General features: G+C 68.5%; 29 protein-coding genes. 18 read left to right on the plus strand and 11 right to left on the minus strand.

Features of this window, described 5'->3' with window-relative positions; translation table 11 throughout:
- Positions 1-92 precede the first annotated feature (92 nt).
- Positions 93-1,496, minus strand: a complete 1,404-nt coding sequence (locus ACFXHA_RS36725; RefSeq protein WP_379364497.1) for a DHA2 family efflux MFS transporter permease subunit — start codon at positions 1,494-1,496, stop codon at positions 93-95.
- A gap of 349 nt (positions 1,497-1,845) precedes the next feature.
- Between ACFXHA_RS36725 and ACFXHA_RS36730 the strand changes: the two genes are divergently transcribed.
- Positions 1,846-2,634, plus strand: a complete 789-nt coding sequence (locus tag ACFXHA_RS36730; RefSeq protein ID WP_379364499.1) for a TetR/AcrR family transcriptional regulator — start codon at positions 1,846-1,848, stop codon at positions 2,632-2,634.
- Positions 2,635-2,663: 29 nt separating this feature from the next.
- Here ACFXHA_RS36730 and ACFXHA_RS36735 read toward each other — a convergent pair whose 3' ends face one another.
- Positions 2,664-4,349: a protein kinase gene (locus tag ACFXHA_RS36735; RefSeq protein WP_379364501.1), complete on the minus strand. Its 1,686-nt coding sequence runs from the start codon at positions 4,347-4,349 to the stop codon at positions 2,664-2,666.
- A gap of 143 nt (positions 4,350-4,492) precedes the next feature.
- On the opposite strand from ACFXHA_RS36735, the gene ACFXHA_RS36740 reads away from it, so the two are divergent.
- From ACFXHA_RS36740 to ACFXHA_RS36780, 9 genes are all read left to right on the plus strand, one after another.
- A complete protein-coding gene (locus tag ACFXHA_RS36740) occupies positions 4,493-5,179 on the plus strand; it encodes a hypothetical protein (protein WP_379364503.1) in 687 nt (228 codons plus the stop codon).
- A 17-nt stretch (positions 5,180-5,196) separates the two neighbouring features.
- Complete coding sequence (locus ACFXHA_RS36745) at positions 5,197-5,538, plus strand: hypothetical protein (protein WP_379364505.1); 342 nt, start codon at positions 5,197-5,199, stop codon at positions 5,536-5,538.
- Positions 5,539-5,574: 36 nt separating this feature from the next.
- Positions 5,575-6,915, plus strand: coding sequence for a hypothetical protein (locus tag ACFXHA_RS36750; RefSeq protein WP_379364507.1), 1,341 nt, complete (start codon positions 5,575-5,577; stop codon positions 6,913-6,915).
- Positions 6,916-6,923: 8 nt separating this feature from the next.
- Positions 6,924-7,373, plus strand: coding sequence for a hypothetical protein (locus ACFXHA_RS36755; RefSeq protein ID WP_379364509.1), 450 nt, complete (start codon positions 6,924-6,926; stop codon positions 7,371-7,373).
- Between the two features lie 10 nt (positions 7,374-7,383).
- Positions 7,384-7,641: a hypothetical protein gene (locus ACFXHA_RS36760; RefSeq protein WP_379364511.1), complete on the plus strand. Its 258-nt coding sequence runs from the start codon at positions 7,384-7,386 to the stop codon at positions 7,639-7,641.
- Positions 7,638-7,934 (plus strand): hypothetical protein, encoded by a 297-nt coding sequence (locus ACFXHA_RS36765; protein ID WP_379364513.1) that lies wholly within the window; start codon positions 7,638-7,640, stop codon positions 7,932-7,934. The genes ACFXHA_RS36760 and ACFXHA_RS36765 overlap by 4 nt, the downstream gene beginning before the upstream one ends.
- Before the next feature lie 169 nt (positions 7,935-8,103).
- Positions 8,104-8,256, plus strand: coding sequence for a hypothetical protein (locus ACFXHA_RS36770; protein WP_379364515.1), 153 nt, complete (start codon positions 8,104-8,106; stop codon positions 8,254-8,256).
- Entirely contained in the window at positions 8,253-10,772 is a 2,520-nt protein-coding gene (locus tag ACFXHA_RS36775; RefSeq protein WP_379364517.1) for an ATP-binding protein, read from the plus strand. Before ACFXHA_RS36770 ends, ACFXHA_RS36775 begins: the two co-directional genes overlap by 4 nt.
- A complete protein-coding gene (locus ACFXHA_RS36780; protein ID WP_379364519.1) occupies positions 10,769-11,470 on the plus strand; it encodes a response regulator in 702 nt (233 codons plus the stop codon). Before ACFXHA_RS36775 ends, ACFXHA_RS36780 begins: the two co-directional genes overlap by 4 nt.
- An 86-nt stretch (positions 11,471-11,556) precedes the next feature.
- Here ACFXHA_RS36780 and ACFXHA_RS36785 read toward each other — a convergent pair whose 3' ends face one another.
- Both ACFXHA_RS36785 and ACFXHA_RS36790 read right to left on the minus strand, forming a co-directional pair.
- Complete coding sequence (locus ACFXHA_RS36785; RefSeq protein ID WP_379364829.1) at positions 11,557-13,158, minus strand: alkaline phosphatase family protein; 1,602 nt, start codon at positions 13,156-13,158, stop codon at positions 11,557-11,559.
- 146 nt (positions 13,159-13,304) lie between these two features.
- On the minus strand, positions 13,305-14,498 hold the full coding sequence (locus ACFXHA_RS36790) for a cytochrome P450 (protein ID WP_379364521.1): 1,194 nt from the start codon (positions 14,496-14,498) through the stop codon (positions 13,305-13,307).
- 171 nt (positions 14,499-14,669) lie between these two features.
- Here ACFXHA_RS36790 and ACFXHA_RS36795 point away from each other — a divergent pair, with 171 nt between their 5' ends.
- The 6 genes from ACFXHA_RS36795 to ACFXHA_RS36820 all read left to right on the plus strand — a co-directional run bounded on the left by ACFXHA_RS36795 (position 14,670) and on the right by ACFXHA_RS36820 (position 19,073).
- Entirely contained in the window at positions 14,670-15,329 is a 660-nt protein-coding gene (locus ACFXHA_RS36795) for an HAD family hydrolase (protein ID WP_379364523.1), read from the plus strand.
- A gap of 69 nt (positions 15,330-15,398) precedes the next feature.
- Positions 15,399-15,863, plus strand: a complete 465-nt coding sequence (locus ACFXHA_RS36800) for an OsmC family protein (RefSeq protein ID WP_379364525.1) — start codon at positions 15,399-15,401, stop codon at positions 15,861-15,863.
- Positions 15,860-16,141: an acylphosphatase gene (locus ACFXHA_RS36805; protein WP_379364527.1), complete on the plus strand. Its 282-nt coding sequence runs from the start codon at positions 15,860-15,862 to the stop codon at positions 16,139-16,141. Before ACFXHA_RS36800 ends, ACFXHA_RS36805 begins: the two co-directional genes overlap by 4 nt.
- Positions 16,142-16,168: 27 nt before the next feature.
- The gene (locus ACFXHA_RS36810) at positions 16,169-17,431 is read left to right on the plus strand and encodes a hypothetical protein (RefSeq protein WP_379364529.1); all 1,263 of its coding nucleotides are present in this window, start codon (positions 16,169-16,171) and stop codon (positions 17,429-17,431) included.
- Complete coding sequence (locus ACFXHA_RS36815; RefSeq protein ID WP_379364531.1) at positions 17,431-18,594, plus strand: glutathionylspermidine synthase family protein; 1,164 nt, start codon at positions 17,431-17,433, stop codon at positions 18,592-18,594. Before ACFXHA_RS36810 ends, ACFXHA_RS36815 begins: the two co-directional genes overlap by 1 nt.
- Before the next feature lie 29 nt (positions 18,595-18,623).
- The gene (locus ACFXHA_RS36820) at positions 18,624-19,073 is read left to right on the plus strand and encodes a DUF350 domain-containing protein (RefSeq protein WP_379364533.1); all 450 of its coding nucleotides are present in this window, start codon (positions 18,624-18,626) and stop codon (positions 19,071-19,073) included.
- Between the two features lie 3 nt (positions 19,074-19,076).
- Here ACFXHA_RS36820 and ACFXHA_RS36825 read toward each other — a convergent pair whose 3' ends face one another.
- On the minus strand, positions 19,077-19,667 hold the full coding sequence (locus ACFXHA_RS36825) for a hypothetical protein (RefSeq protein WP_379364535.1): 591 nt from the start codon (positions 19,665-19,667) through the stop codon (positions 19,077-19,079).
- Between the two features lie 184 nt (positions 19,668-19,851).
- On the opposite strand from ACFXHA_RS36825, the gene ACFXHA_RS36830 reads away from it, so the two are divergent.
- Both ACFXHA_RS36830 and ACFXHA_RS36835 read left to right on the plus strand, forming a co-directional pair.
- On the plus strand, positions 19,852-21,078 hold the full coding sequence (locus tag ACFXHA_RS36830; protein WP_379364537.1) for a sensor histidine kinase: 1,227 nt from the start codon (positions 19,852-19,854) through the stop codon (positions 21,076-21,078).
- A complete protein-coding gene (locus ACFXHA_RS36835; RefSeq protein ID WP_379364539.1) occupies positions 21,075-21,761 on the plus strand; it encodes a response regulator in 687 nt (228 codons plus the stop codon). Before ACFXHA_RS36830 ends, ACFXHA_RS36835 begins: the two co-directional genes overlap by 4 nt.
- A 1-nt stretch (position 21,762) precedes the next feature.
- Here the strand turns inward: ACFXHA_RS36835 and ACFXHA_RS36840 are convergent, their stop codons facing one another.
- From ACFXHA_RS36840 to ACFXHA_RS36865, 6 genes are all read right to left on the minus strand, one after another.
- The gene (locus ACFXHA_RS36840) at positions 21,763-22,344 is read right to left on the minus strand and encodes a dihydrofolate reductase family protein (protein ID WP_379364541.1); all 582 of its coding nucleotides are present in this window, start codon (positions 22,342-22,344) and stop codon (positions 21,763-21,765) included.
- Positions 22,345-22,462: 118 nt separating this feature from the next.
- Positions 22,463-23,320, minus strand: coding sequence for a bifunctional DNA-formamidopyrimidine glycosylase/DNA-(apurinic or apyrimidinic site) lyase (gene mutM, locus ACFXHA_RS36845; protein WP_379364543.1), 858 nt, complete (start codon positions 23,318-23,320; stop codon positions 22,463-22,465).
- Positions 23,321-24,088 carry a ribonuclease III gene (gene rnc, locus ACFXHA_RS36850; RefSeq protein WP_379364544.1) on the minus strand — a complete coding sequence of 256 codons (768 nt, stop codon included), beginning with the start codon at positions 24,086-24,088 and terminating at the stop codon, positions 23,321-23,323.
- Between the two features lie 20 nt (positions 24,089-24,108).
- Positions 24,109-24,291, minus strand: coding sequence for a 50S ribosomal protein L32 (gene rpmF, locus ACFXHA_RS36855; RefSeq protein ID WP_120737450.1), 183 nt, complete (start codon positions 24,289-24,291; stop codon positions 24,109-24,111).
- Positions 24,292-24,293: 2 nt separating this feature from the next.
- Positions 24,294-24,956, minus strand: coding sequence for a YceD family protein (locus tag ACFXHA_RS36860; protein WP_379364546.1), 663 nt, complete (start codon positions 24,954-24,956; stop codon positions 24,294-24,296).
- 103 nt (positions 24,957-25,059) lie between these two features.
- On the minus strand, positions 25,060-25,806 hold the full coding sequence (locus ACFXHA_RS36865; RefSeq protein WP_379364548.1) for a DivIVA domain-containing protein: 747 nt from the start codon (positions 25,804-25,806) through the stop codon (positions 25,060-25,062).
- Positions 25,807-25,959: the final 153 nt, after the last annotated feature.

Genomic DNA, 25,959 nt, shown 5'->3' on the forward strand with positions numbered 1-25,959 from the left:
GCGTCACGCGACGGCGTCCGGCACGGTCGTGAACAACGAAAAGGCCCCGGAGAGCAGGTGCTCTCCGGGGCCGCGGCGACGCGGGGGCAGGTTCAGCCCAACGCGTCCGCCGTCTCCTGTGCCGGGGCCGCCGGGGATGGGGCAGGAGTCCGGTGACCCAGCAACAGGCATGCGGCGATACCGATGATCAATACCGCCGAAGGCAACACCATCGACTGCGACAGCGCGGCGTTGAACGCCGACCGCGCGGAAAGCAGCGCACCGGCGCCCGCGCTACCGAGCACCAGACCCACCTGCCGCGCGGTGTTGTAGACGCCCGCGCCGACCCCGGCCTGATGCATGGGTAGCCCGTAGGTTGCGATGGCCGCCAGCGGCGACCACACGCACGCGTTCGCGGCACCCATGCACACCAGCGGCAGCAGCAGCTGCCACAGCGGCGTCTCCGGCTTCAGCACCAGACCGAACCAGGCGATGCCGACCGCGAATCCGGCGAAGCCCACCGTCGGCACCACCCGGGGATGAACATGGTCGACCAGCTTGCCGACCACCGGCGAGAGCAGCGCGGTGAGGAACGCCATCACGATCCACACCGTCGCGGCCGCGGTCGGCTTCATGCCGCGCACGCTCTCCAGATAGAAGTAGCCCGGCAGCATCATGGCGGTGGTGGCCACGCCCATGGCGGTCATGGCCAGCGTGCTCAGCGCGAAATTGCGGTCCCGGAACAGCGACAAGGGCACCAGCGGCTCGCCGGAGTCGCGCGCCTGGACCGCGAGGAATGCCGCCAGCAGCACCACACCCGCACCGACGCACAGCCAGATCCGCGCCGACCAGTCGTCGGTATTGCCCTGCTGAATTCCGAAGGCCAGCAGGAACATTCCGCCCACGCTCAGCGCCACCGACGGCAGATCGAACCGGTGCCGATGGGTCGGCAGGTTCGGCACGTAGATCACCGCCAGCACGAACGCCAGCACCCCGATCGGCACATTGACCAGGAAGATCCACTTCCAGCCCAGCCCGTCCACCAGCACACCGCCGATGATCGGGCCGATCAGCGAGGCCACCCCCGCCACCGAACCCCACGCACCCATGGCCGCACCGCGCTTGTCCGCCGGGAAGATCCGGGTGATGACCGCCATGGTCTGCGGCGTCATCAACGCAGCCCCGATCCCCTGCACGGCCCGCGCCACGATCAGCATCGTGATACTGCTGGACAGCCCGCAGCCCAGCGAGGCGAGGGTGAACACGACCAGCCCCACCAGATAGATCACCTTGGGCCCGAACTGATCCCCGAGCCGCCCGGTCACCAGCAACGGCACCGCGTAGGCGAGCAGATACGCGCTCGTCACCCACACGACGGTCGAAACCCCGGTATGCAATTCGGCCATGATCGCCGGATTCGCCACCGCCACAATGGTCATGTCGGCCAGCAGCATGAAGAACCCGAAACATAGCGCCCCCAAGGTCGTCCACGGACTCCGTTCGGCCTGGCCGCTCATCTGCTCCACCATTCCCCATTCAATGAAATTCGGTATCCATCAACCTTTTTCGGACCATACGGACCGTGTTGTCCACCGAAAAGCGCCGTGCGCAACGATCGTCACCGCGAAAGTCACCAACGAGTGCCGAATGCGACCTTCTCGCAGGTCATCCAGCATTCACGGACTGGTTCGCGACGTTACGAAACGGCATGGCGGCGATACAGCAGACGTAACGAAATTCCGAATTCGTCACGGGTGCAACCAGATAGCCGAATGGTGTTGCGCGTCCCGGGTGGCCGCACCCGGGGACGCGTGAGAGCATCGGGGAGGCAAGACCTTCGAGAACACAGGAAGTCCGGCTCCCGCGATGCCAATTCGACAGACCCGCACATCCACCGTGCCGCGACTCGCATCCCGGGCCGAGACGCGGGCCACCTATGTCCGCATTCTGGACGCGGCCCAGCGGGCGTTCGCCGAGCAGGGCACCTCCGTGTCGCTGGCCGAGATCGCGCGGCGGGCGGGCGTGGGCGCCGGGACCGTGCACCGCTGCTTCCCGACGAAGGCCGGACTGCTGGAAGCCGTTCTGGAACAACGGATCGACCGGCTCAACGCACTGGCCGCCGATCACCTCGGGCATCGCGATCCGGGCATGGCGTTCTTCGATTTCTGCATCGAAGTGATCTCCTCCGCACCCGCCGAGGAAACTCTCTGCGATCTGCTGGCCCAGGGCGACGGCTGGCCGCGCACCCGCGTACGAGGCGCGGGCACGCGGTTCCATCAGGGCCTGACCCTGCTGCTGGCCGCCGCCCAGCACGACGGCGCGGTGCGCGACGACATCTCGGTCGCCGACGTGTTCGGCATCTTCACTGCGTGCGTGGCCGCCCAGCGGCTGCCCGGACAATCCGAGCCCATCGGCCGGACCGCCGCCCTCATCCTGGATTCCCTACGCGCCGACCGAACTTCGACCGCCATCCTCAACGCCGTCACCGGCACCGGTGAACTCCACGCCGAGGATCGCGACGGCTGCCACATGTGCGGCACCGCGCTGTCCCGCTCGGGCAGCGGCCGCCGCGCCCGCTACTGCTCGCCGGCCTGCCGCCAGAAGGCGCACCGGGAACGCACCCGACTGGCCGGACCGTCCTCGACCGTGGCCTGACAGCCTCTACCCTGGCCCGACAGCCCGGTCTAGCGCACGTAGGTCCGCAGGATCGTCCCGTCCAGGCTCGCGGAAACGTAACCGCCGTCGTCGTATTCGGTGGTGAGGTAGACGCGCAGGACGGGCTGACCGTCGCTGAATGTGCCCGCGGTGTCGACGATGATGTAGCGCGTCGTCGGGTTGGGAACCTTCAGTTGCTGTGCGGCGGTGGCCAGGAGGTTGGGGAGGATATCCCAGTTGATGGAGCTGAGGTCGAGGGTGGGGTCGGTGAGCTGGCCGCCGACGCCGTCGCGCTTGGCGGTGCCGTCGCGGTAGCTGAACTTGTCGTAGTGGTTGGGCTGGTTCGGCACCGGCGCACCCGTGATCACATATCCGGGATAGATGGTGGTCTCGGTGAATTGTTTTCCACCGGAGACCTTTTCGAGGGCTGCGACGGCGGTGCGCATGCCGTCGGGGGTGAGCAGGTCGACGGCGGGGGCGGCGGCGGTGGTCGTCGGCCCGGGGCCGATGGTCACCCCCGGCCCGATGGTCACGCCCGGCCCGATGGTCACGCCCGGCGGCAGACCGGGGGCGCTCGGCCGAGCCGAATTCCCCTGTCCCCCGGACGAATTCGGCCACAGAGCGATGCCCGCGACCACCGCGACGGCGAGCACGGCCGCGACACCGGCGACGATCCACAGGCGCGAATTGCCCTGTGGTGCAGGGGTGATCGAATCCGGCGGGATCAGCGGGAACGGGGCCGGCGCAGGGAATCCGGTCGGCTGCGGCGTCGGGCTGGAATTCCATTGCGCGGTGGGCCGGAGGTCCCGGGGCGGAGGCGTGAAGTCCTGCGGCGAGGTCACCGTCGGGTGCGAACCCGAAGACGGCGGGTAGGCAAGCGGTTCCACCGGGGCCGGGCCGGTCCCGGTCACCTGCGCGAGCATGCGGTCGATCTGGTCGGCGGGCGGGCGCCGGCCCGGATCGGGGACCAGCAGCGCCTGCAGTACCGGGGTCAGCGCGCCGGCCTGCCGGGGCTGCGGGACCGCGCCCTGCAGCACCGCCGCCAGGGTGGCCACGTCGGTGTCGCGACGCATGGGCTGGTAGCCCTCGACGGCCGCGAACATCACCAGGCCCAGCGACCAGAGATCGGAGGCCGGGTTGCCTTCGTGGCCCTGTAGTCGTTCCGGGGCGACGTACGGCAGCGACCCGACCACGTTGCCGGTGGAGGTCAGCCCGGTCAGATCGTTCACCGCGGCGATGCCGAAGTCGGTCAGCACCGGCGAACCGTCGATGCGCAGCAGCACATTCGGCGGCTTCACATCGCGATGCAGTACACCCACGGCGTGCGCCGCGCGCAGCCCGGCCAGGATCCCGCGTCCGACCCAGGCCGCCTGCTCGGGCGACATGAGCCCCTCGGTCAGCCGGTCCCCGAGCGATCCGCCCGCGACCAGCTCCATCACGATCCACGGATGCTTCTCGGCGGGCGTGTCCACGATGTGGTGAATGGCCACCACATTCGGGTGACTGATCCGGGCCAACGCCCGCGCCTCGCGCAGCACACGCTCGCGCTGCACCTCCGCCGAAGTGCCGTCCGCACCCTCGGCGCGCACCTCTTTCAGTGCCACCTCACGATGCAGCGCGACGTCATAGGCCCGCCACACCGTGCCCATGCCGCCGCTACCGAGTGGTTCGATCAACTCGAAACGCCCGTCGACGATTGACCGCCCGGAATTCACGAGGGTCAGCTTAGGGTCGGCATCCTTATAGTGCGAGATTTCGTACCATTTGGTCTGTTTAGACTGTCGTCGAGCCGTAGCGCGCAACCCGATGATCGCGTTACGGTCTTGTGGGCGTACCGATTCGAGGGGGAGCTGCGACTTTGCCGAAACCCACCGACCGCGCCCAGCCCCGAAAGCGCCATTCCGCCGGGAAGCCCGAGCGCCGACCCACCCCGGACGATCATCTCCGTGCGGTCCTCGAGTCCCGTCACCGCGCGCCCCGCGAGCGCCGACGCATCCCGAAGTCGGCGGTGATCATGTTGGCGGCCATGGCCGTCTCGATCGCACTGGTGATCGTGGCCAACAGCCGCCACGGCGCACCGGCCGGCACGCAAACCCTGTCCGGAGAGGGCCAGGCCGCCGTCACCAGCGCCATCGCGACCGCACCGCCGATCGACAGCTACCCGCATGCCACCGCCGGATGCTTCACCACCATCACCGGCGACGCGGTCACCGGGGCCGGTCCCGGCGACCCGGCGACCGGTCCGGGCGCGATCCTCGGCTTCGAATGGGCCTACTACAGCGACAGATCCGGCGCGCGAGCCCGCGAGTGGGTGACCGCCGACGCGCAGGTGCCCACCGCGGAAACCATTCAGGCCGGGATCGATTCGATGCCGGTGGACACGAAATACTGCGTGCACATCACCCGCTCCGCCAGCGACACCTGGAATGTCACCTTGTCCGAGCAATATCCGACCGACCCGACGCCACAGCAATGGGCGCAGACCATCACCACCACCGCCACGGGCGGGCGGGTGCTGATCACCGAAATCCGGAAAGCACAGTGAGAGAGGACGACACACGCATGGAGAACAACCGTGATCGCGTGGTGTGGGACTACCCGGCGGCAGCGGCCTACACCACCGCCGCCGACCGGGCCGCCTCACTGCTGAGCACCGCGCGCGACCACGCCGCCACCGTGGCCGGGCTGGATCTGTCCGGGCTGGGCCTGCTCGGCGCGGAATTCGCCGCGGCCTGGAACCAGGCGTGGGGCGACCACTCCGGGCAGCTCGGCACCGCGGCCGCGGTCACCGACGGCTACAGCCAGGCCGTCACCGGGTGGGGCCGGGTGCTCGGCGCCGTCGATACCGAGTCCGCCGAGCAGATCGCGGGCACAATTCCAGGCACGGACGAAATCCGGGCCTAGGCCGGGACCACGCGAAACCGACAGGGGGACAACGATTTGCAGACCGGAAACCAACCGGACACGAGCGAACCCGCGCTGGTCACGGCGCTGGTCGCGCCGCTGGTGAAACTCCGCAGCAGCCTCGGCGACGGCACCCGGCCGGATGACGCCGGGCTGTCGGCGATGTCGGCGGTGCCGCAGGCGATCCGCGCCTCCGACGACACCCACCGCCTCGGGATCACGCCGCTCGCGGCGACCGACACCGCGGCCGCGGCCGTACCGGTGCTCGAGAAGACCGGCGGTGAGGTCGCGGCGCTCTCCGAGGTGGCACCGGCCTTCTCACCCTTGCTGACCTCTGCCTACGGGGTCCGCGACAAGGCCGCCGCCGCCCTCGACTCGCTGATCTCGAACTTCCGCACCCAGGCGACGCCGCTGGTGAATTCCGCACGCTCCCAGGCCGATCTGGACGCGGTGGTCACCCTGGCCGCCGACCACCTGCAGAGCGGGGTGAGCGTGGTGAAGGCCGCCGATGGCGAAATGGACGCCCTGACCTACCAGCTCAAACAGGACCAGCCACAGGTGAGCACCCCCGGCGCCACGCCGGGCCAGCCCGGACTCGCGGTACCCGCCAGTGGACAGCCGGGGCTCGCGGTCTCGGCCGACACGAAACCCGACGCCGGTGCGAACGAGCAGAATCCGACCCTGGTGGTGGCCCACCCGAAGTCGAGCACCGTGCCGGACTCGGGCGCGGTACCGGACCCGAGTGCCGTCCCGGCCGCCGACACCCCGGCCGAGACCGATCCGCCGGACGACACCGGCGGCGGCGACGGCAGCGCGCCGGATGCCGACACCAATTCCCCACCGGTGCAAACCGATCCGCTGCTGGCCGCCCAGCAGGCCATCCAGAATGCGCTGTCCGCGGCGACCCAGGCCATCACCACCGGCATCCAGCAGGCGGAAACCGCGCTCACGGATGCGTTGGCGGGCGGCACTTCTCCGCAGCCCGACGGAGCGACTCCGGCCCCGGCCGATACAACGCCCCTCACACCGGATCAATCCCCCAGCGCGCCACCGCAATCCATCCCGCCCAGCGCGAGCGTGCCCGACCCCGGCGCTGTTCCCGACCCCAGCCCCCTTCCCGACTACAGCGCCATCCCAGACCCCAGCCCGGTTCCCGACCCCGGTCACGGCGGCGCACCCGTACCGCCGATCACGGCAGACCCCAAGCCCGGCAACGACATCCAACAACCCCGCGACGGTCAGGCGGGCGTCACCTCGATCCCGGCCCCGGGACTTGCGCGGGACGGCCAGGCGGGCGTCACCCCGATCTCGCCCGCTCCCACCGGACATCCCCGCGACGGCCAGGCGGGCGTGACGTCGCCCCCGAACACCCCCTAGGAGCCCTCATGTCCGACTTGTTCGGCGGCCTGCGCGGATTCGCGGGCCCGACCCTGCCGACCGGCCCCACTCCCCCACCGGCCCCCACGCCCGAGCCCGACCCCGCCGAGGAGGACTACGGCCCGGCGCGCAGCATTCTCGACCTAGACGAGGCCCCGGCGGCACGGCCCGGTCAGGCCACGACGCTCTGGGGAGCCCCCGAGCGCGCGGCCGCCCTGTGGGGGCCGATGGCGGCCGCCGAGCCCGTGCTCGGCGGCGAGACCACCGCAATCGCCATGGGGCGCATCGAAACCGAGACCACGTATCACGAGATCGAGGTCACGTCCTCGATCGAGCTGTCGACCACCATCTCCATCGAAATCGAGGCCCATCCTCATGAGCGAGCCAGCGAGCACCGATCTGGTGGCGATCGCGACCAGCAGCAGCCCGGCCGGCACCGTCACGGTGACCTGCACTGATCAGGGCATCGTGACCGATTTGCAGTTCCAGAGCGGCGACTACGCGCACGGCGCGGGCGCCCTGGCCGCCGAGATCGTGCGCCTGGCCCAACGCTCGACCCTGCTCGCCCGCGCCCGCCGCCGCGAAACCCTCGCCGGCATCGGGCTGGCCCCGGTCCTGCTCGACCGCCTCGGCCTGCCCGACCCCGAAACCGTTGCCGCCGAACTCGAACGCCTCGACGCCCCGACCGCCGACGACGTTCCCCACACCTGGGTGCGTGCCCTGTGAGCGCCGATATGCAAGCCCTGATCGCGCAGGTCGCCGACCAGCTCGAAGCCCTCACCCTCGCCTCCGACGGCCTGGCCCGGCTGACCGGCCGCGCCACCAGCCCCGACGGCACCATCACCGCACAGGTCGCCGGCGACGGCACCCTCACCGGCCTGTGGCTGTCGGAAGCCATCACCGCCCGCCCACCCTGGCAGGCCGCCGCCGACATCACCGACACCATCGGCGCGGCCACCGCCGACGTCGCCGGCCAACGCGCCGCCCTCCTGGCGCACCTGAGCGACACCCTCACCTGACCCTGCTGTCACCGGGTGCGCCAATGCCGTCAACATCGCGAGACACGGGCGTAAAGAAACCGTCAGGATCGGTGACTTGACCTGCGCAGCAGGTATGAGTGGAGAGTCCGGCCGCGCCCCTTTCGAACGCGGCCGGACATATACCCGGGCAGATATGTAAGGAGAAGCCGTGCCGCATCTCGCCGTCACCCTGATGGTGATCTTCGGATTCGTCGGATGTGCGCTCGTACTGCGCGTCCTGGCCACCGCCGAAGGGACTCGCGCACGCGTCCGCACGGCGCAGCAGGGCATCCGCGCACCTCGCGCGATGATGGACGAGTGAAACGCGGTCAACTACGGATCTACCTCGGCGCGGCCCCCGGCGTGGGGAAGACCTATTCGATGCTGTCGGAGGCGCATCGACGGCTCGAACGCGGACGTGACGTGGTCGCCGCCATCGTGGAGACCCACGGCCGCAGCAAGACCGCCGAGGCCCTGGGCGGGATCGAGCGGATCCCGCCCCGAATGATCGAATACCGCGGCACGAGCATGCCCGAACTGGATGTCGAGGCGGTGCTGCGCCGACGACCGGCCGTGGTGCTGGTCGACGAACTGGCGCACACCAACGTGCCGGGCAGCAAGAACGAGAAGCGCTGGCAGGACGTGCAGGAGTTGCTGGACGCGGGCATCGATGTGGTGTCCACGGTCAATGTGCAGCACCTCGAGAGTCTCAACGACGTGGTCGAGCAGATCACCGGCATCGTGCAGCGAGAGACCGTGCCGGACTGGGTGGTTCGCTCCGCCGATCAGGTGGAGCTGGTCGACATCACGCCGGAGGCGTTGCGGCGCAGAATGTCCCACGGCAACGTCTATGCCGCCGAGAAGGTGGATGCGGCCCTGCGCAACTACTTCCGCCCCGGCAATCTGACCGCGTTGCGCGAACTGGCGCTGCTGTGGCTGGCCGATCAGGTGGACGCCGCCCTCGCCAAATACCGCGAGGACCACAAAATCACCAAAACCTGGGAGGCCCGCGAACGCGTGGTGGTGGCGGTGACCGGCGGCCCGGAGTCCGAGACCATCGTGCGCCGCGCCAGCCGCATCGCCGCCAAGTCCAGCGCCGAGCTGATCGTGCTGCACATCGTGCGCGGTGACGGCCTGGCCGGGGTGTCCCAGCAGCGGCTGGGACGCCTGCGCGACCTGGCCACCGGCCTCGACGCCAGCCTGCACACGGTCACCGGCGAGGACGTCCCCAGCGCGCTGCTGGATTTCGCGCGCCAGGTCAATGCCACCCAGTTGGTGCTGGGCACCTCCCGACGGTCGCGGTGGGCGCGCATGCTCGACGAGGGCATCGGCGCACAGGTCGTGCAGGAGTCCGGCAAGATCGACGTGCACATGGTGACCCACGAGGAATCCAACAAGGGCGGCGGATTCCGGTGGTCCTCGCTGACCCGCGGCGAACGCAAGATCGGGTCCTGGTCGGCGGCCTTCCTGGTGCCCTCGGTGATCTGCGCCGTCATCTACTTCTGGCTCGACCGCCTGCTGGACCTCAGCGGGGAGAGCGCCCTGTTCTTCATCGGCGTGCTCGCGGTCGCGCTGCTGGGCGGTGTGGCCCCGGCCGCGCTGTCGGCGATTCTGTCGGGCATCCTGCTGAACTGGTTCTTCACCGAACCGCGCTACAGCCTGACCATCGCGCAACTGGACAACTTCCTCACCATCGTGGTGCTGCTGGCCGTGGCCGTCGCGGTGGCGGCCCTGGTGGATGTGGCGGCCAAGCGAACCCGGGAGGCGCGCAAGGCTTCCCGGCAGGCCGAACTGCTCGCCCTGTTCGCGGGCTCGGTGCTGCACGGCGCGGATCTGCAGGATCTGCTCGAGCGCGCCCGCGAGACCTGGGGACAGGAGGCGGTCAGCCTGATCGCCGACGACAAGGTGGTCGCCTCGGCGGGCGAGAACCCGCCGACCAAGGTCGACGACTCCCTGACCGCATTGGAGGCAGGCGATGACATGCACTGGCTGCTACTGCGCGGGCGTCCCGTGACCTCCGGGGACCGCCTGGTACTGGGCGCGGTCGCGAATCAGGCAGCCGGACTCGTGCATCAGACCCAGCTGCAGGAGGAGGCCAGCGCTGCGCAGGCGGTCATGGAGGCCGACAAGCTGCGCCGCGCCCTGCTCTCCGCGGTGAGTCACGACCTGCGCACCCCGCTGGCCGCGGCCAAGGCGGCCGCCTCCAGCCTGCGCAGCGACGATGTCGAGTTCTCCCCGGAGGACACCGCCGAATTGCTGGAAACCATCGAGGAATCCGTGGATCAGCTGACCGCCCTGGTCGGCAATCTGCTGGACTCCTCGCGGCTGGCGGTCGGGGTGATCAAACCGCAGGTGCGCAAGGTGTACCTGGACGAGGTGGTGCATCACGCGCTCATGGGCATGGGCACCCGCGGCATGCGCCGCACCACCATGGACCGGGTGAAAGTGGATGTGGACGCCGTCTCGGTGCGCGCCGATCCGGGCCTGCTGGAACGAGTCCTGGCCAACCTGATCGACAATGCCGCCCGCTACTCCCCCCGCGATTCGGTGGTGCGGGTGGCCGCCGAACAGGTCGGCAAACGGGTGGCGGTTACCGTGGTCGATACGGGTCCGGGTGTTCCGACGGGCCTCGAGGACCAGCTTTTCGAGCCGTTCCAGCGGCTCGGCGACCGCGACAACTCCACCGGTGTGGGACTGGGTCTGTCGGTGGTCCGCGGCTTCGTGGACGCCATGGACGGCACCGTGCATGCGGAGCCCACCCCCGGCGGCGGACTGACAATGGTGATCGATCTGCCCGCCGGGGACGACCCCGCGGGCGCAGCAGAGGAGAACGGGTGACGAACGCGGCGGCAGCGCCGACCAGAGTGCTGGTGGTCGATGACGAACCACAGATCCTGCGCGCCCTGCGCATCAATCTGTCGGTGCGCGGCTACGAGGTGACCACCGCGTCCAATGGCGCGGCGGCCCTGCGTGCCGCGGCCGAGAAGCACCCCGACGTCATCATCCTCGACCTCGGGCTGCCCGATATGGACGGCATCGAAGTGCTTGCGGGACTGCGCGGCTGGTCCCCCGCACCGGTGATCGTGCTCTCGGCCCGCACCGACTCCTCCGACAAGGTGGAGGCCCTCGACGCCGGTGCCGACGACTACGTCACCAAGCCGTTCGGCATGGACGAGCTGCTGGCCCGGCTGCGCGCGGCCGTGCGCCGCTCCGCCAATACCGCCGACGCCGCCGAACCGATCATCGAAACCGGTTCCTTCACAGTGGATCTCACCGCTAAGAAGGTCACCCGCCACGGCCACGACGTCCACCTGACCCCCACCGAATGGGGCGTGCTGGAGATGCTGGTCCGCAACAAGGGCAAACTTGTGGGCCGCCGCGAACTGCTGCGCGAGGTCTGGGGCCCGTCCTACGCCACCGAAACCCATTACCTGCGTGTGTATCTCGCCCAGTTGCGCCGCAAACTCGAAGACGACCCGTCACAGCCGAAACACCTGCTCACCGAGGCCGGAATGGGCTACCGCTTCCAGTCGTAAACCGCTGAAAAAAGATCAGGGAGCTCTCACCGCGTGGAATCGGACAGATTTCCACGCTGAGAGCTCCCTGATCTAGTAGGACCCCTTTAGCTCGGCAGGGCCGCCGTGTGTTCGGATTTCACGGCGTCGAGTTTCTGGGGGTCCAGGCCGAGGCGATCCAGGACGGTGGGGGCCACCTGGGTCAGCGAAACCTGGTCGGTCACATCGTGCTTCGAGATGCCGGAGCCGACGACCAGCAGCGGGACGTGGCGGTCCTCGGGGCTGGAACCGCCGTGCTCGGCGATCTTGGACTTGCCCGCGGTGTAGACCGTGCCGTTGGTGCCCGCGAACAGGTCCGGGACCCGGGTGTCATCGGCGGTGGTGCCGAAGAACTTCACCGCGTCCGCGCCCGCGTACACCTGGGCGGTGTCCACACCGGAGGCGGTGTAGGGCTTCGGATTGCCGGCGATGTCGGTGCCGGTGCCGTTGGCTTCCAGCAGCTTTCGCTTCGCGAAGGCGACGGCCTCGGGCGAGCGGTCGGCCAGCCACCACAGGATGGCGGCGTCGTCGATCGAGTGCGCGATCAGCTTGGGGGTGGCCGGGTGGGTGGCCGCCCACTCCTTGTTGATGCCGTCGATGATCGGCTTGTCGTCCACGCGGGTCAGCGCGTCCGGCTTGATCGGCGACTGCCCGTGCTTGGCGGTCAGCACGATGGTGGTCTTGTCGGTCAGCCCGGCCTTGTCGATGGCGGCGACGAAGCGGCCGATCTGCTGATCCACGAAGTCCAGCGCACCGGTCAACAGCGCACCAGGCTTGCCGTCGGCGCCGTAACCCTTGGACGCGGGCAGCTTCTGCGTGACCGACACGTCCTGGAAGTTCATGCCGAACACCGCGGGCACACCGACCTGCTTGGCGCCGGAGTGATCCTTGCCGTTGATCTCGTTGACGATCGCGTCGGCCTTGTAGGTGTCGTATCGCTTGGTCTGGTCCGAATCCTTGGTCCAGGCGTCACCCTTGGGCGAGTTGCTGTCGATCTCCGGGGTGAACAGGTCGTCGATCGAGCGGCCGCCCTTACCGTTCATGATCTGGTAGGCCGGGTGCTTGTCCGACCAGGCGGTGCGCTGACCGGCGTCGTGCACGACCGAGAAGATCGTGTTCACCTTCAGGTAGTCCGACGGTGAAATCGGCTTGCAGGTAACCGGATCCACCGGCAGCTTGGCCGGATCCAGCACGCTGCTGGGATCGTCGGTCATCGCCGCGATGCCGTCGGGGAGACCGGAAAGGCCCTGACCGCCGTCGAGATCCTCGGTCTTCTTGTCGATCTCCTCGGTCAGCGGAACCTGCGCGCCCTTCTTGGCGGTCGCGCAGTCCTTCGTACCGGCGGGCAGCAGGTCACGAGCCCAGGTGTCGTCGTAGTAGACGCCGGTGGTCTTGGGACTGCCGCCGGTGATCATCGCCATGGTGCCCGGGAAGGAGTCGGCGGGGGTCAGCACCTGCGCGTTGGTGTACTGCGCGCCACGCGCGACCAGCTTGGCCAGCGCCGAATCCTGATGCGCCGCCACATAGTCGGACAGATCCGACTGATGCATGCCGTCGATCGACAACAGCAGCACATGCTGATCGTGCTTGGCCGTATCGCTGCTGCCACACCCGGCGACGGTCAACCCCATCGCTGCACACGCACCGGCCGCGACCAGCCGGTATCCCATCCTGCGCACCTGACCCACTCCATTTCCTCACCTCCGGCTCCCCGACGGGTGAACCGAGATTCGGAAAGGTTTGCGGGCGCGGGTAACGGGCGAGCGTCGCGGCGATGATGGCCGCGCGAACATTAGCTAGGGCTGCACGAACACGGCTATCGCGACAGCCGGATCGGCAGCGACTTCAGGCCGTTGTTCAGATTCGAACGGATGCGCCGGGAATCGCCGGTCTGCTCGAGCTTCGGGAAGCGCGCGAGCAGTTCCTCGAAGAACACCCGGCCCTCCAATCGCGCCAGATGCACCCCGAGGCAGAAGTGCTGGGCCAGCCCGAAGGACAGGTGCGGGTTGGGGTTTCGGTGGATGTCGAAGCGCTGGGCGTCGGCGAAGACGTCCTCGTCACGATTGGCCGAGGTGTACCACATGGCCACCTTGTCGCCCGCCTTGATCGGGACACCGCGGATCTCGGTGTCGGCGGTGGCGGTGCGGCGGAAGTAGTGCAGCGGGTTGGCGTAGCGCAGGATCTCCTCCACCGCACCGGGAATCAGCGCCGGGGTGTCGCGCAGCGCCTGTAGTTGGTCCGGATGCGCCAGCAGCAATTCCAAGCCCGAGGACAGCATGGTCTTGGTGGTGTCGTTGCCCGCGGTCACCAGCTGCGTGAAGAAGCTGCCGAATTCCAGGTCCGACATGGGTTTTCCGCCGAACGCCCCGGACAGGATGAGCCCGGTGAGATCGGTCTGCGGTTCCTGTTCGCGCCGCGCCATCGAGAACTGGATGGCGTAGATCGCCATCTTCGTCAGCTCGGCGGTCACGTCGAAATCGCCGACCAGTTCCGGATCCTGCTGGCTGGTGGACTGTTCGGCCCACTGCCGGATGCTCGGCCAGTCCGCTTCGGGAATGCCGAACATGCCGCCCACCACCTGGCTGGGCAGCACCCCGGCCACGTCGTGCACGAATTCCACGTCGCCGTCGACGCTGTCGAGCAGGGCGCGGGTGAGTTCCCGGATGCGGTCCTCCAGTTCGCCGATCACGCGGGCCTTGAAATGCTCGGCCAGCGGGCGGCGGTAGTCGGTGTGCCGCGGCGGATCCATCATGAGCAGCATGTTGCGGGTCTGCTCGAGGCGTTCGGGCGGCTGGTTCTCCAGGATCACGCCGGCCTGTTCGGCGGAGAACAGTTGCGGATTGCGGGCCACGTGGGCGACATCGGCGTGTTTGAGGATGGCCCAGTAGCCGGGCTCGCCGGGCATCTCCTGCCAGTGCACGGGATCGGTGCGCCGCAGTTGCGCGAAGATCTCGTGGATCGGTCCGGCCACATACAGTTCCGGATCGTAGATGTCGGTGACCGTGCCCACGTCGCACCTCGGTATTCACTTGCGGGTCTGTGTCTTTCGCCTCCGACGCTAAACCCGGGCGATGCGCCGCGAGACGGTTACCGACAAACATCCCATTCAGTGGACACAGTGTCAGTGAACGTACGGCACCCCATGCCACGGCCGCGCGGACGATGAACCACCATGGAGGCCATGCCGATTGCCGCGATCGTGTTCGACATGGACGGTGTGCTCATCGATACCGAGCCCATCTGGGAAGAGGTGCGACGCGAGTACGTCGACGAACTGGACGGCCGCTGGCTGCCCGACACCCAGGACCGGTTCATGGGCATGAGCACCTCCGAATGGTCCGAATACACCAGCCGGGAACTGCTCGACGGCCGCCGCACACCCGACGAGGTGGCCGAGGACGTCATCTCACGCATGGCCGCCCGCTACGCCGAGCACCTGCCGCTCATGCCGGACGCCGCCGAGACGGTCCGACGGTTCGCGGAGTCCTACACGCTCGGGCTGGCCAGTTCCTCGCCGCGCCGGCTCATCGATGTGGTGCTCGACCACATGGGCGTCACCGAGCTGTTCACCGCGACGGTCTCGACCGAGGAGGTGGAGCGCGGCAAGCCCGCGCCCGACGGGTACCTCGAGGCGGCGTCCCGCCTGGGCATCGAGCCCGCCCTGTGCATGGCGATCGAGGACTCCAGCAACGGGCTGCGGGCCGCGCACGCCGCGGGCATGACGGTGATCGCGGTTCCGCATCCCAAGTACCCGCCCGCCCCCGATGCGATCGCCCTCGCGGCCACCGTCGCCGACAGCCTGACCGACGTCACACCCGAGTTGGTGGCGGAATTCCGCTGACGGCGGCGGTGTTCAGAACGACTGGCAACCAGATGGTTGTCCCGGGTGACCCAATGGGAGGATCTTCCTATGTCCGAACAGACCGCCGCACCGCAGACCGCCGCCGCCGACCAGTCCGCCGAACCGGTGCAGTTGTGGGCCGAGCGCACCGGTACCCGCGCCTACACCGGACGCAACAATCGCGGCGGTGAGGTGCTCATCGCGTCCGCGGGCGTACCGGGCGCGTTCACCCCGGGTGAGCTGCTCAAGATCGCGCTCGCGGGCTGCTCCGGACTCAGCGCCGACTTCACCCTCGCCCGCCGTCTCGGCGAGAGCTTCGACGCCACCGTTCACGTCTCCGGCGATGCCGACCGCGAGAACGAGGTGTACCCGGAGCTCACCGAGGAGTTCGACCTCGACCTGTCCGAACTCGACGAGGAAGCGCGCCAGCGCCTGCTGGTCGCCGCCCAGCGCGCCATCGACAAGGTGTGCACGGTCGGCCGCACCCTCAAGGCGGGCACCACCGTCAACCTCACCTTCCGCATCGACGAATGAGTGCGGCACCGGTCCGGCTCAGCGCCTGGGTCCACGGCGACGTACAGGGCGTCGGGTTTCGTTGGTGGACCCGTTCGCGCGCCCTGGAACTGGGCCTGACCGGCTACGCCCGCAACCATCGCGACGGCCGCGTACACGTCGTCGCCGAAGGCACCCGCGAACGCTGCGAAACGCTGCTCGACCTGCTACGTTCCGGTACTACACCGGGTCGGGTAAACCTGGTGGTGGAAGACTGGAACACCGCCCAGGGCGGCATGACAGGATTCGAAGAACGCTAGCGCGCGGCAAGCCCACGGAGTCGACCAATGCCCTCAGACCGACCAGCCGGTCCCCCCACCCCGGACCAGCCCACGCCCGACCCCGCCCACCCCGCCGAATCCCATAGCGCCCCAAGAGATCCGTCCAACCCACCCTACGAACACCACCCGCTCCCCCCATACCCGGAGGACGACCCCACCCCGCCCCCGAGCGGCAGCGAGCCGACCGTGCGCTTCGCGGCGGGGGCGGAGCCCACGATCCGGATCGACACCGGCGACACTCCCGAACCCACGCCCGATTTGCCCGGGACACCCGCTTCTGGCCTGCCGGGCGGCAGCGAGCCGACACTTTCGCTGCCCGCCGAATCCGGGTTCGGCGCAGGCGAGTCCGGGTCGGGTCAGCCGGGTGGATTCCAGCCGACGCCGGCCATGCCGAGCGAATTCGGTGGTGGCGCAGGTGGTTCCGGCGAGGCCGGATCAGCTGGGGCGGGTGGGTATCAGCCGACGCTGCCGTTGCCTGCGGATTTCGGGCAGGAGCACGGCGGCGAGCATCATGCACCGCACCGCTTGGCGGGGGAATCCCACGGCGGACCGGGGGCTTTCGGGGAGCCCGCCGCGGCTACGCCGCCGACGCCGGGCGAGGCCGGGTTCGTGTTGGCGGGGCCGTCGCCGTATCCGGTGGAGCCGCCGCCCGGGCTGGTGGAGGTGCCGCCGGTGCGGTCGCCGCGGCGCGGGAGGATGACCACGCAGGAGGAGGGGGTTACGCAGCCTCGGCCGCCTACGGTGGCGGAGACGCGGGCGCGGGAGAAGGCGCGGCGGCGGGCCGAGGAGCAGGAGCGGGCCGAGGCGGAGGCCGCGGAAGCCAAGCGGCGCAAGAAGAAGCGAGTGCTGATCGGTGGGGCCGCGGTCGTGGGGATCGCGGGGCTGGTCGGCGGCGGCTACCTGATCGCCAACGCGTGGAACGGGCCCGAGGTGACGGCCATGTGCACGGTGGTGGCCAAGCAGGGCGAGGTGGTGCCCACCGGGCCGGGGCAGAGCATCACCGCGACCCAGGACAATCAGGAGGTCGTCGTTCCGGACAACTACTGTTCGGATGCGTCGGATCGCGGTGACAGCGGCATTCATCCGGGCTTCTTCTTCCTGGCCGGACACTCCTACCGCTACTACTACGGCGGCAGCGGATCCATCGGGCACGCGCCCTCCGGCGGCAGCATCAGCGCCCCGTCGGGCGCGACGGTGAAAACCAAGAGCGGCAGCACCATTCAACGCGGCGGACTCGGCGCGAAGGTCCACGGCAAGGGCGGTTCCTAGTGCGACGTGAACGCGGCAACCCGCGACCGGGCTGGCAGCGGACCATCGAGGGGCAGGGGCTGGTCTACGGCTCGCCGGGGCAGTACGCCAACGGTCAGCCGCGGCCGTACTGGGACGAGTCGGTGCACTACGTCTTCGACATGGACGAGATCCTGGCCATGGAGGCGCAGGTCGAGGTGCTGCACACCATGTGCCTGCACGCCGTCGAACAGGTAGTACTGACCGAGCGTTTCGCGGATTTCGGTCTGCCGCAGTGGAGTTGGGAGCACATCACCAAGTCCTGGCACCGCTCCGACCCGCACATCTACGGCCGTTTCGACATGCGCTACGACGGCCGCGGCCCCGCGAAACTGCTGGAGTACAACGCCGATACACCGACCTCCCTGCTGGAGGCCGCAATCGTGCAGTGGCACTGGCTGACCGACACCCACCCCGACGACGATCAGTGGAATTCCCTGCACGAGAAGCTGGTCGAGCGCTGGGGCGAGATGCGCGAGACGCTGCCGGGCAGTCAACTGCACTTCAGCTGGTCGAGCGCGGACTCCTCCGGTGAGGACAATGTCACCACCGCCTACATGCAGGAGACCGCCGCCGAGGCCGGGTTCGACACCGTCGCCCTCCCCATCGAGGACGTCGGATACGACACGGAGCTGGACCGTTTCGTGGACCTGGCCGAGGCACCCATCGAGGCCATCTTCAAGCTCTACCCGTGGGAGTGGGCGCTCGACGACGATTTCGGCAAGCGCGTGGTCACCTCGCTGCCGGAAACCATGTGGCTGGAACCGCTCTGGAAGACCCTGCTGTCCAACAAGGCCATCCTGGCCGTGTTGTGGGAGATGTATCCGGGCCACCCCAACCTGCTGCCCTGCTACCTCGACGACCCGCACGAGCTCACCGAGTACATCCGTAAACCCAAGCTCGGCCGCGAGGGCGCGAACATGACCATTGTCGGCGCGGGCATGGAGACCGCGACCGGCGGCGTCTACGGCGAAGAGGGCTACGTCTACCAATTGCTGGACCCGCTCCCCGAATTCGACGGTATGCGCCCGGTGCTGGGTGCTTGGATCGTGGGCGACACGTCGGCGGGACTGGGCATCCGCGAGACCGTCGGCCTGATCACCGACGACTCCTCGACCTTCGTCCCGCACCGCATCCCGCAGTGACCCGACCTAATCACCCGTAAGGAAAACCGATGACGGTTCTCGCACTCGAAGCAGGCTACTGGCACTCACTCGGACGCGGCGTCGGCGCGATCGTCTGCTACGCCCTGCTCGGCCTGGTGCTGCTACTGCTCGGCTTCCAGGCCGTGGACTGGACGACACCGGGCCCGCTGCGTTCCATGGTGGCCCGCGGCCTGCCCAACTCGGTCATCATCAGCTCCGCCGCCATGCTCAGCGTCGCCTTCATCGTGGTGTTCGCCATCTACGCGCAGGCCGGCAAGCTCACCGAGGGCCTGATCGCCACCACCGTCTACGGCCTGGTCGGCATTGCGGCACAGGTGGCTGCGGCCCGCGCCCTGGAGTACGTGCTCGGCATCGACATCGGCGGGGTGCTGAAGGATCCGGAATTCAGCATCGAGTCGGTGGTGGTCTCCGCCGCGCACATCTCCATCGGCGCGGTGATCGCCTTCGCGATCCTCTGACCCTCAGCTGAACTGCGGGGTCCGCTCGACTACCCGACCGGCCGTCGAGCGCAGCCAGGCGGCCAGCCAAACCATTCCGGCGCCCGCGAACACATGGCCCACCCGCACGATGGGCGCGGGCAGCAAGAATGTCAGCGACAGCGCCGACAGCCCGATCAGATAGCATCCGACCGCGAGCGGCGGCACCGCCCGGGTACGCCACAATGCCACGGCGAACAGCCACGTCCCGACCAGGGTCAGCACTGCCGTCGCCAGAAACGCCCAGCGCGCGGGGCCCGCGAGCAGGTGCTTCAGCACCGCCGAATCCAGGTACACCAGAACGAAATTCATGGTGAAAGCGATCCCCGCGAAGTATCCGAAACTCAGGAAATGCGTGGCGAACGCCCACCCCCCGAATCTTCCCATCCGCTCGTACTGCGCGAGATAGAGCCCGACCGCGAACGCGATACCGAACGGCACGGCCCCGCCGTTGAGCACTTCGGTAGCCGGAAACTTCTGTCCGACAATGGTTTCCAACACCCCCGCGACCGCGATGGCCACCCCGCAGACCACCCCGGCGATCGCCGCGAGCCGAAACAACAATTGACTGTTCATGACTGAATTCCCTTCCGGGCCAGACGAAGTCGTACCGCACCAACGCTAGAAATCGACCTCGCCCCCGGTAAGTGCCCCGCGACCCACACCTCCCGGCACAGCACCGATGACAAAACCATGACCTTCGGACTATTTCCGCGTCTGGCCCTCGCCCACCACCCCGCCCCCTCCCTAGGCTCGACCCATGCCCCGGCCGCAAGCCCTCACCTGGGTAACCTGCTTCACCTACACCTCGGTCCTGGCCGCCGCCTGGTTCGCAGCCCTCACCCACACCGCCCCCACCACCCCCCTCCGCCTGACCACCCTCACCCTCGCCCTCCTCGCCCTCACCACCCTGGACCTCCGCTCCACCTACCCTGGCCGGGCCGAACCGTCCTCCGCGACAACCGAACCGGCTGCCACGAGAGCGGGTGCCACCGCGCATCGTGCGATCCGAGCGGCGGCAGGGGTAGCCGCGCATGCGGGGTTGTTCGCGGTGGCGGCGGCTGTGGATGCGGCGGGTGACGCCAAGATCCTGTTCGTGCTGTTGCCGTTCGAAGCCTTTGTCGCACTGGGGCGGCGGGCAGCCATCGGGGTGGCGGTGGTGATTGTCGCCGTGGTGGCCACGACTATCGCCCTGCAGACGCACACCCGCACCGATGCCGCGCGGCTGGCGGAATTCGTGATGTTCTCGATCGGGGTGGTGTTCGCGGTGGCGTTGGGGGCGCTGGCGGCGCGGGCCGAGGAAGGGCAGCGGCGGGCCGAACGGCTGGTGGCGGAGTTGTCGGAATCGCATGCGCGGCTGCGGGAGTACGCCGATCAGGCGGCGGCGCTGGCGGCGGCGGCCGAACGGGCTCGGGTGGCGCGGGATATCCATGACACGGCCGGGCATCATCTGGCGGTAGTGGCGATCCAGTTGGAGAAGGCCGCCGCGTATCGGAGCGTGGATGCGGTGGCCGCGGATCAGGCCCTGGCCGATGCGCGGGACTCGGCCCGCGCGGCGCTGGAGCAGGTGCGGACGGCGGTGGGAACCTTGCGGGCCGACATCGACGGCTTCACACTCTCGGCGGCGTTGGGTACCCTCGCGCACCGATTGGGCAGCAGCGGTTTTCCGGTGCGGGTCGATATCGACGGCAGTGACGAGCCGGGCGAGTCCGCGGCCTTCGCCCTGTATCTGGCGGCGCAGGAAGGGCTCACCAATGCGTTCCGGCATTCGGGGGCGGCGACCGCGACGGTCCGGGTCGCGCATGGTTCCGCGCACAGCGTGCTCGAAATAGCCGATGGTGGACGAGGTTTCGCCCCGGGCACCGCCGAGGGAAACGGGCTGACAGGCATGCGCGAGCGACTCGCGCTGCTAGGCGGGCAACTCCGGGTGGACACCGGACCGCAGGGGACCCGATTGCGCGCCCGGCTGCCCCGGAGCCCGCGATGACCGAACCCGAGCCCGTACCGATCGGATCGACCGGTGTGCTGGTTGTCGACGACCAGAGGCTGGTGCGCGAAGGCATTGCCTCCCTGCTCGCCTTGCAACCCGGGGTGCGCGTGGTCGGCACCGCCGAGAGCGGCGAGGCGGCCGTCGATCTCGCCCGCGAGCTGACACCGGACGTGGTGCTGATGGACGTGCGCATGCCGGGAATGGACGGCCTGACCGCCGCCGTGGCGCTGCGCGACCGGACCAAGGTCTTGATGCTCACCACCTTCGACGACGACGAATACGTCATCCGGGCCTTGCACGCGGGTGCGTGCGGCTACCTGCTCAAGGACCTCCCCGCCGCCGAGTTGGCGGCAGCGGTGCGGCTGGCGCACTCCGGCGTGGATCAGTATTCGGCGCGCGTGTCCGCCCGCTTGCTCGGCATGCTGCGCCACCTGCCGGCTGCCGGCGGCAGGGTCACGGCGGCCACGCCCGCCTCCTCAACGGCCGAAAGCGGCCTGACCAAGCGGGAATCGGAGGTGCTGCGGCTGCTGGCGACGGGTGCGTCCAACCGGGAGATCGCCCGCGCCCTGTTCGTCAGCGAGGGCACGGTCAAGAATCACGTGTCCAGCGTCCTGGTGCGCCTGGGCGTGCGGGATCGAACCCAGGCCGCGATCTACGCCCTCGACCGGGGTCTGGCGTAGCTCAGCGCACCCGCCCGTATTTGATGAAGGCGACGCCGTCCTCGAAGACGCGGCTGGTGATCACCCGGAAGCGCGACGGTTCGGGGAGTTGCCCGCAGGCGCCGAAGAGCGGGCGGCCGTGGCCGAGCACGATCGGGTAGAGCTTCAGGAAGACCTGGTCGATCTCGGGCAGCAGGGTTTGGGCGAGTTCGCCGCCGCCGCACAGCCAGATGCCGAGGCCCTTCTCGCGCTTGAGTTCCCGGACCCGGTCGAGGGGGTTGTCGGAGATCAACTCCACATCCGAGGCCGGGGCCTCCGGCAGCGTGGTGGAGACCACGAACTGGCGCAGGTGCGCATACGGGCTGGAGGTGCCGGTGCGGACCCCGAAGTCGTGGGTCTTGCGCCCCATGATCACGGTGTCGAAGTTCTGGCAGGGTTTGTCGACGCCGAGCACCTGACGCACCTTGGTCGGCAGCGCCTCGGGATATTGCGCGATGATCGCGGGCCCGTGGTCGCCCCCGACGGGGAAGAAGTCGACCGAGCCCGCATCGGTGGCGATGAATCCGTCGATGGTGGCCGAGACGAAGTAGGTCAGTTTGCGCATCTGTTTCCTCCAGGCGGCACAACGCATGCCGCTAGTGAAAAAGGTAGCGCCTCGGAGCCCTCGATTGGGAGGCTCGATCACATCACGCACGCCGGAGGGGTAATTAAACCTGCTGGTCTCAGCCGCGCGGGCGGGGTTGACAGCGCGGGCAGGAGAAAGACGAACGGTTCATGAACTTCTCCCGGCGCATGATCGCACCGCAGCGCCGGCAGGGCTCGTCCTCGCGGCCGTAGGCGTTCAGCGACCGCTCGAAGTACCCGGACTGCCCGTTGACGTTCACGTAGAGGGCGTCGAAGGAGGTGCCCCCGGCCTGCAACGCCTCACCCATCACGTGCTGGGTCTCGGTGAGAAGAGCATGCAGCGCAGGCTTGCTCAGTTTGGCCGCCTCGCGCTCGCCGTGAATCTTGGCCCGCCACAACGCTTCATCGGCGTAGATGTTGCCGACCCCGGACACCACGGTCTGATCCAGCAGCAGCCGTTTGATCTCGGAGTGCTTGCCGCGCAACGTCTTCACGACGGCCTCGGCGTCGAAACGGGGATCGAGCGGATCGCGCGCGATATGCGCCGCGGACTCCGGCACCCAGGTGCCGTCCACCTCGACCAGATCCGAGAGCATCCAGCCGCCGAACGTGCGCTGATCGATGAATCGCAGTTCATTGCCGTCGTCGAGGGCGGCGATGATGTGCGCGTGCTTCTCCAGCGGCGCGGACGCGGGCTGCACCAGCATCTGCCCGGACATGCCGAGATGCACGACGAGAGAGGTATCGGGCTCATCGAAGGTGAGCCACAGGAATTTCCCCCGCCGCTGCGCGCTGTCGACGCGCAGTCCGGCCAGTCGGGCGGCGAGATCGTCCCCGCCGAGCTCATGCCTGCGCACCGAGCGCGGATGCTTGACGGTCACCCGGTCCAGAACGCGGCCCACCACATGCTCGGTGAGCCCGCGCCGGACGACTTCGACCTCGGGGAGTTCGGGCATCTAGCTCTTCGAGCCGTCTGAACCCTCGGGCGCGTTCTCGGCGTGCAACGCCTTGTAGGCCGCGCCCGCGGCCTTCTGCTCCGCTTCCTTCTTGGAGCGGCCCACCCCCTGGCCGTAACCCTTCCCACCGATCACCGCGGTGGCGGTGAACTCCTTGTCGTGGTCGGGTCCGGTGGAGGTGATCTCGTAGCTGGGCACGCCGATGCCGCGTTCGGCGGTCAGCTCCTGCAGGCTGGTCTTCCAGTCGAGCCCGGCCCCCATGCGGGGACCGCGCTCGAGCAGATCGGCGAACAGCCGCAAGACAACGGTGCGTGCCACATCGATGCCGTGCTCGAGATGCACGGCACCCAACAGCGATTCCATGCCGTCGGCGAGAATGCTCGGCTTGTCGCGTCCTCCGGTGAGCTCCTCGCCCTTACCGAGCAGGAGATGGCGGCCGAGGCCGCCGGGGCCGAGGACCCGGGCCACTTCGGCGAGCGCGTGCATGTTGACCACGCTCGCGCGCAGCTTCGCCAGCTCGCCCTCGGATTTTTCCGGGTGCTCCAGATAGAGGCGCTCGGTGATGCTCAAACCGAGCACCGAGTCGCCCAGGAATTCCAGGCGCTCGTTGGTCGGCAGGCCACCGTTCTCGTAGGCGTACGACCGGTGCGTCAGCGCTAGGCGCAAAAGCTCCGGTTGTACGTCCACGCCGAGAGCCTCGAGCAGGCTGGCATGGTCGGCTGCATCACCTACGGCGGATACATCCGCCGCGTCCTTGCTGGCGGTCACGGTCGCTGCTGTTTGCGAAATCAGATCGCGGAGGTGACCTGACGGCCCTTGTAGGTGCCGCAGGAGGGGCACGCGATGTGCGGCAGGGTCTTCTGGCCGCAGGCGCGGTTCGGGCAGGTGATCAGGGTCGGCGCGGTGGCCTTCCACTGGCTGCGACGCGCGTGGGTGTTGGCACGGGACATCCGGCGCTTCGGAACGGCCACGACTAGCTCTCCTCTGTCTTGCTTGCGGCACCGTTGTGTCCCGCAAGGGTGGAATCTGTTGATGGGTCCGACGCAGTGTCTGCATCGGTCGACTCAGCAGTAGTGAAAGTTGCGAGTCGGGCCCAGCGAGGGTCAAGTATCTCATGACCGTGTCCGGAACCCGCAATCGCCATCTTGACGCCGCATTCCGGGCACAGACCGGCGCAATCGGGCTCGCACAGCGGCTGCAGCGGAAGCTCCAGGCCGACGGCGTCCACGACGACCGGTTCCAGATCGATCATGTCGTCGACGAGACGATGGATCTCGTCTTCCTCGGTGGTCTGCTCGGTCGCGCTGTCCGGGTAGGCGAACAGCTCGGTGAGGTGCAATTCGAGCTCGTCGGTGAACGATTCGAGGCAGCGCGAGCATTCGCCCTCGACGGGCGCGTGCACGGTGCCCATGACGAGCACACCCTCGGAGACCGACTGCAGGGTGAGATCCATTTCGATCTCCGCACCCACCGGGATGGCGACCAGGTCGAGCCCGAGCCGCTTATCGGTGGTGAAGACCCGATGCCGTTCTTTCATCGACCCGGGGGCACGTCCGAGACTGCGGACGTCCAGCACGAAACCCGCGTCGATCACCTGTTGACGATGACGCGAAGGCTTACCGGAATCGGCAGGCACGAAGAACTCACCTCACGGTAGATGGGGAATGGGCAACCACCCCACAATACCGAAAGCCCCGCTCGCAACCCAAACGGGGCAAGCGGGGCACGAGAGTGGTTGCTCAGCGGCGGAATTCGGAGGCGTAATCGGGAATGGGCCCGCCGGAACGCACCTGGTGGCGGCCGCGGCCGACGATGCGCAGGGTGTTGGAGAGGGTTTCCTCGAAGTCGGCGAGCTTGCCGTCGACGTACTCGTCACATTCGGAGCGCAGGCGGTCGGAGTCGGCCTGGGCGGTGTCGATGAGACGGGCGGATTCGGCGTGGGCGGCGCGGACGACCTCGGTCTGGGAGACGAGGCGTTCCTGTTCGGCCTTGCCGTCGGCGACCGAGCGGTCATAGGAAGCCTGGCCTGCGGCGGCGAGGCGGTCGGCCTCGGTGCGGGCGCGGCCGGTGAGCACGTCGTATTCGTTCTTACCGTCGGAGACCGTGCGTTCGGCCTCTTCCTCGGCGGAGGTGACCAGGTGCTCGGCGTGGGCGCGGGCCTCGGCGACCATGCGGTCGGCGTGTGCCTTGGCGTCGGAGAGGATGCGGTCTGCCTCGTCGCGGGCGGAGGTAACCGTGTGGTGCGCTTGCTCGTTCGCGGTCTTGACGGTGGTGTCGGCGCCGTTGCGGGCGTCGGTGACGATCTTGTCGCGGTGATCGAGCACGTCCTGGGCGTCGTCGAGTTCGCCGGGTAGCGCGTCGCGGACGTCGTCGAGCAGTTCCAGGACCTCGCCGCGCGGCACGATGCAGTTGCGGGTCGGTGGGATTCCGCGGGCCTCTTCGATGATGGCCACCAGTTCGTCGAGCGCTTCGAATACCCGGTACATGTGCTACCCCACTCTCCTGCCAGGACTCACGGCGAGACTCTCCGCTGCAGCCAGTCTGCCAATCTCAGCGCTGTCAACAAGGTCCGACACGGCGTGTCGCGGGTTTTCCAAAACATGGCCTGTTTCACAGACAGCAAAAACAAGTGGAGGGAA

The sequence above is a fragment of the Nocardia sp. NPDC059240 genome (assembly GCF_042753865.1).
Classification (GTDB): Bacteria; Actinomycetota; Actinomycetes; order Mycobacteriales; family Mycobacteriaceae; genus Nocardia.

Bases quoted from the DNA above. Each gene is read 5' to 3' on its own strand.
- ACFXHA_RS36800 (WP_379364525.1), top strand. From the start codon at position 15,399: ATGTCCGAACAGACCGCCGCACCGCAGACCGCCGCCGCCGACCAGTCC.
- mutM (WP_379364543.1), bottom strand. From the start codon at position 23,320: ATGCCCGAACTCCCCGAGGTCGAAGTCGTCCGGCGCGGGCTCACCGAG.
- ACFXHA_RS36795 (WP_379364523.1), top strand. From the start codon at position 14,670: ATGCCGATTGCCGCGATCGTGTTCGACATGGACGGTGTGCTCATCGAT.
- ACFXHA_RS36835 (WP_379364539.1), top strand. From the start codon at position 21,075: ATGACCGAACCCGAGCCCGTACCGATCGGATCGACCGGTGTGCTGGTT.
- ACFXHA_RS36755 (WP_379364509.1), top strand. From the start codon at position 6,924: ATGTCCGACTTGTTCGGCGGCCTGCGCGGATTCGCGGGCCCGACCCTG.
- ACFXHA_RS36840 (WP_379364541.1), bottom strand. From the start codon at position 22,344: ATGCGCAAACTGACCTACTTCGTCTCGGCCACCATCGACGGATTCATC.
- ACFXHA_RS36865 (WP_379364548.1), bottom strand. From the start codon at position 25,806: ATGTACCGGGTATTCGAAGCGCTCGACGAACTGGTGGCCATCATCGAA.
- ACFXHA_RS36820 (WP_379364533.1), top strand. From the start codon at position 18,624: ATGACGGTTCTCGCACTCGAAGCAGGCTACTGGCACTCACTCGGACGC.
- ACFXHA_RS36830 (WP_379364537.1), top strand. From the start codon at position 19,852: ATGCCCCGGCCGCAAGCCCTCACCTGGGTAACCTGCTTCACCTACACC.
- ACFXHA_RS36810 (WP_379364529.1), top strand. From the start codon at position 16,169: ATGCCCTCAGACCGACCAGCCGGTCCCCCCACCCCGGACCAGCCCACG.
- ACFXHA_RS36745 (WP_379364505.1), top strand. From the start codon at position 5,197: ATGGAGAACAACCGTGATCGCGTGGTGTGGGACTACCCGGCGGCAGCG.
- ACFXHA_RS36825 (WP_379364535.1), bottom strand. From the start codon at position 19,667: ATGAACAGTCAATTGTTGTTTCGGCTCGCGGCGATCGCCGGGGTGGTC.
- ACFXHA_RS36725 (WP_379364497.1), bottom strand. From the start codon at position 1,496: ATGAGCGGCCAGGCCGAACGGAGTCCGTGGACGACCTTGGGGGCGCTA.
- ACFXHA_RS36785 (WP_379364829.1), bottom strand. From the start codon at position 13,158: ATGGGATACCGGCTGGTCGCGGCCGGTGCGTGTGCAGCGATGGGGTTG.
- ACFXHA_RS36805 (WP_379364527.1), top strand. From the start codon at position 15,860: ATGAGTGCGGCACCGGTCCGGCTCAGCGCCTGGGTCCACGGCGACGTA.
- ACFXHA_RS36730 (WP_379364499.1), top strand. From the start codon at position 1,846: ATGCCAATTCGACAGACCCGCACATCCACCGTGCCGCGACTCGCATCC.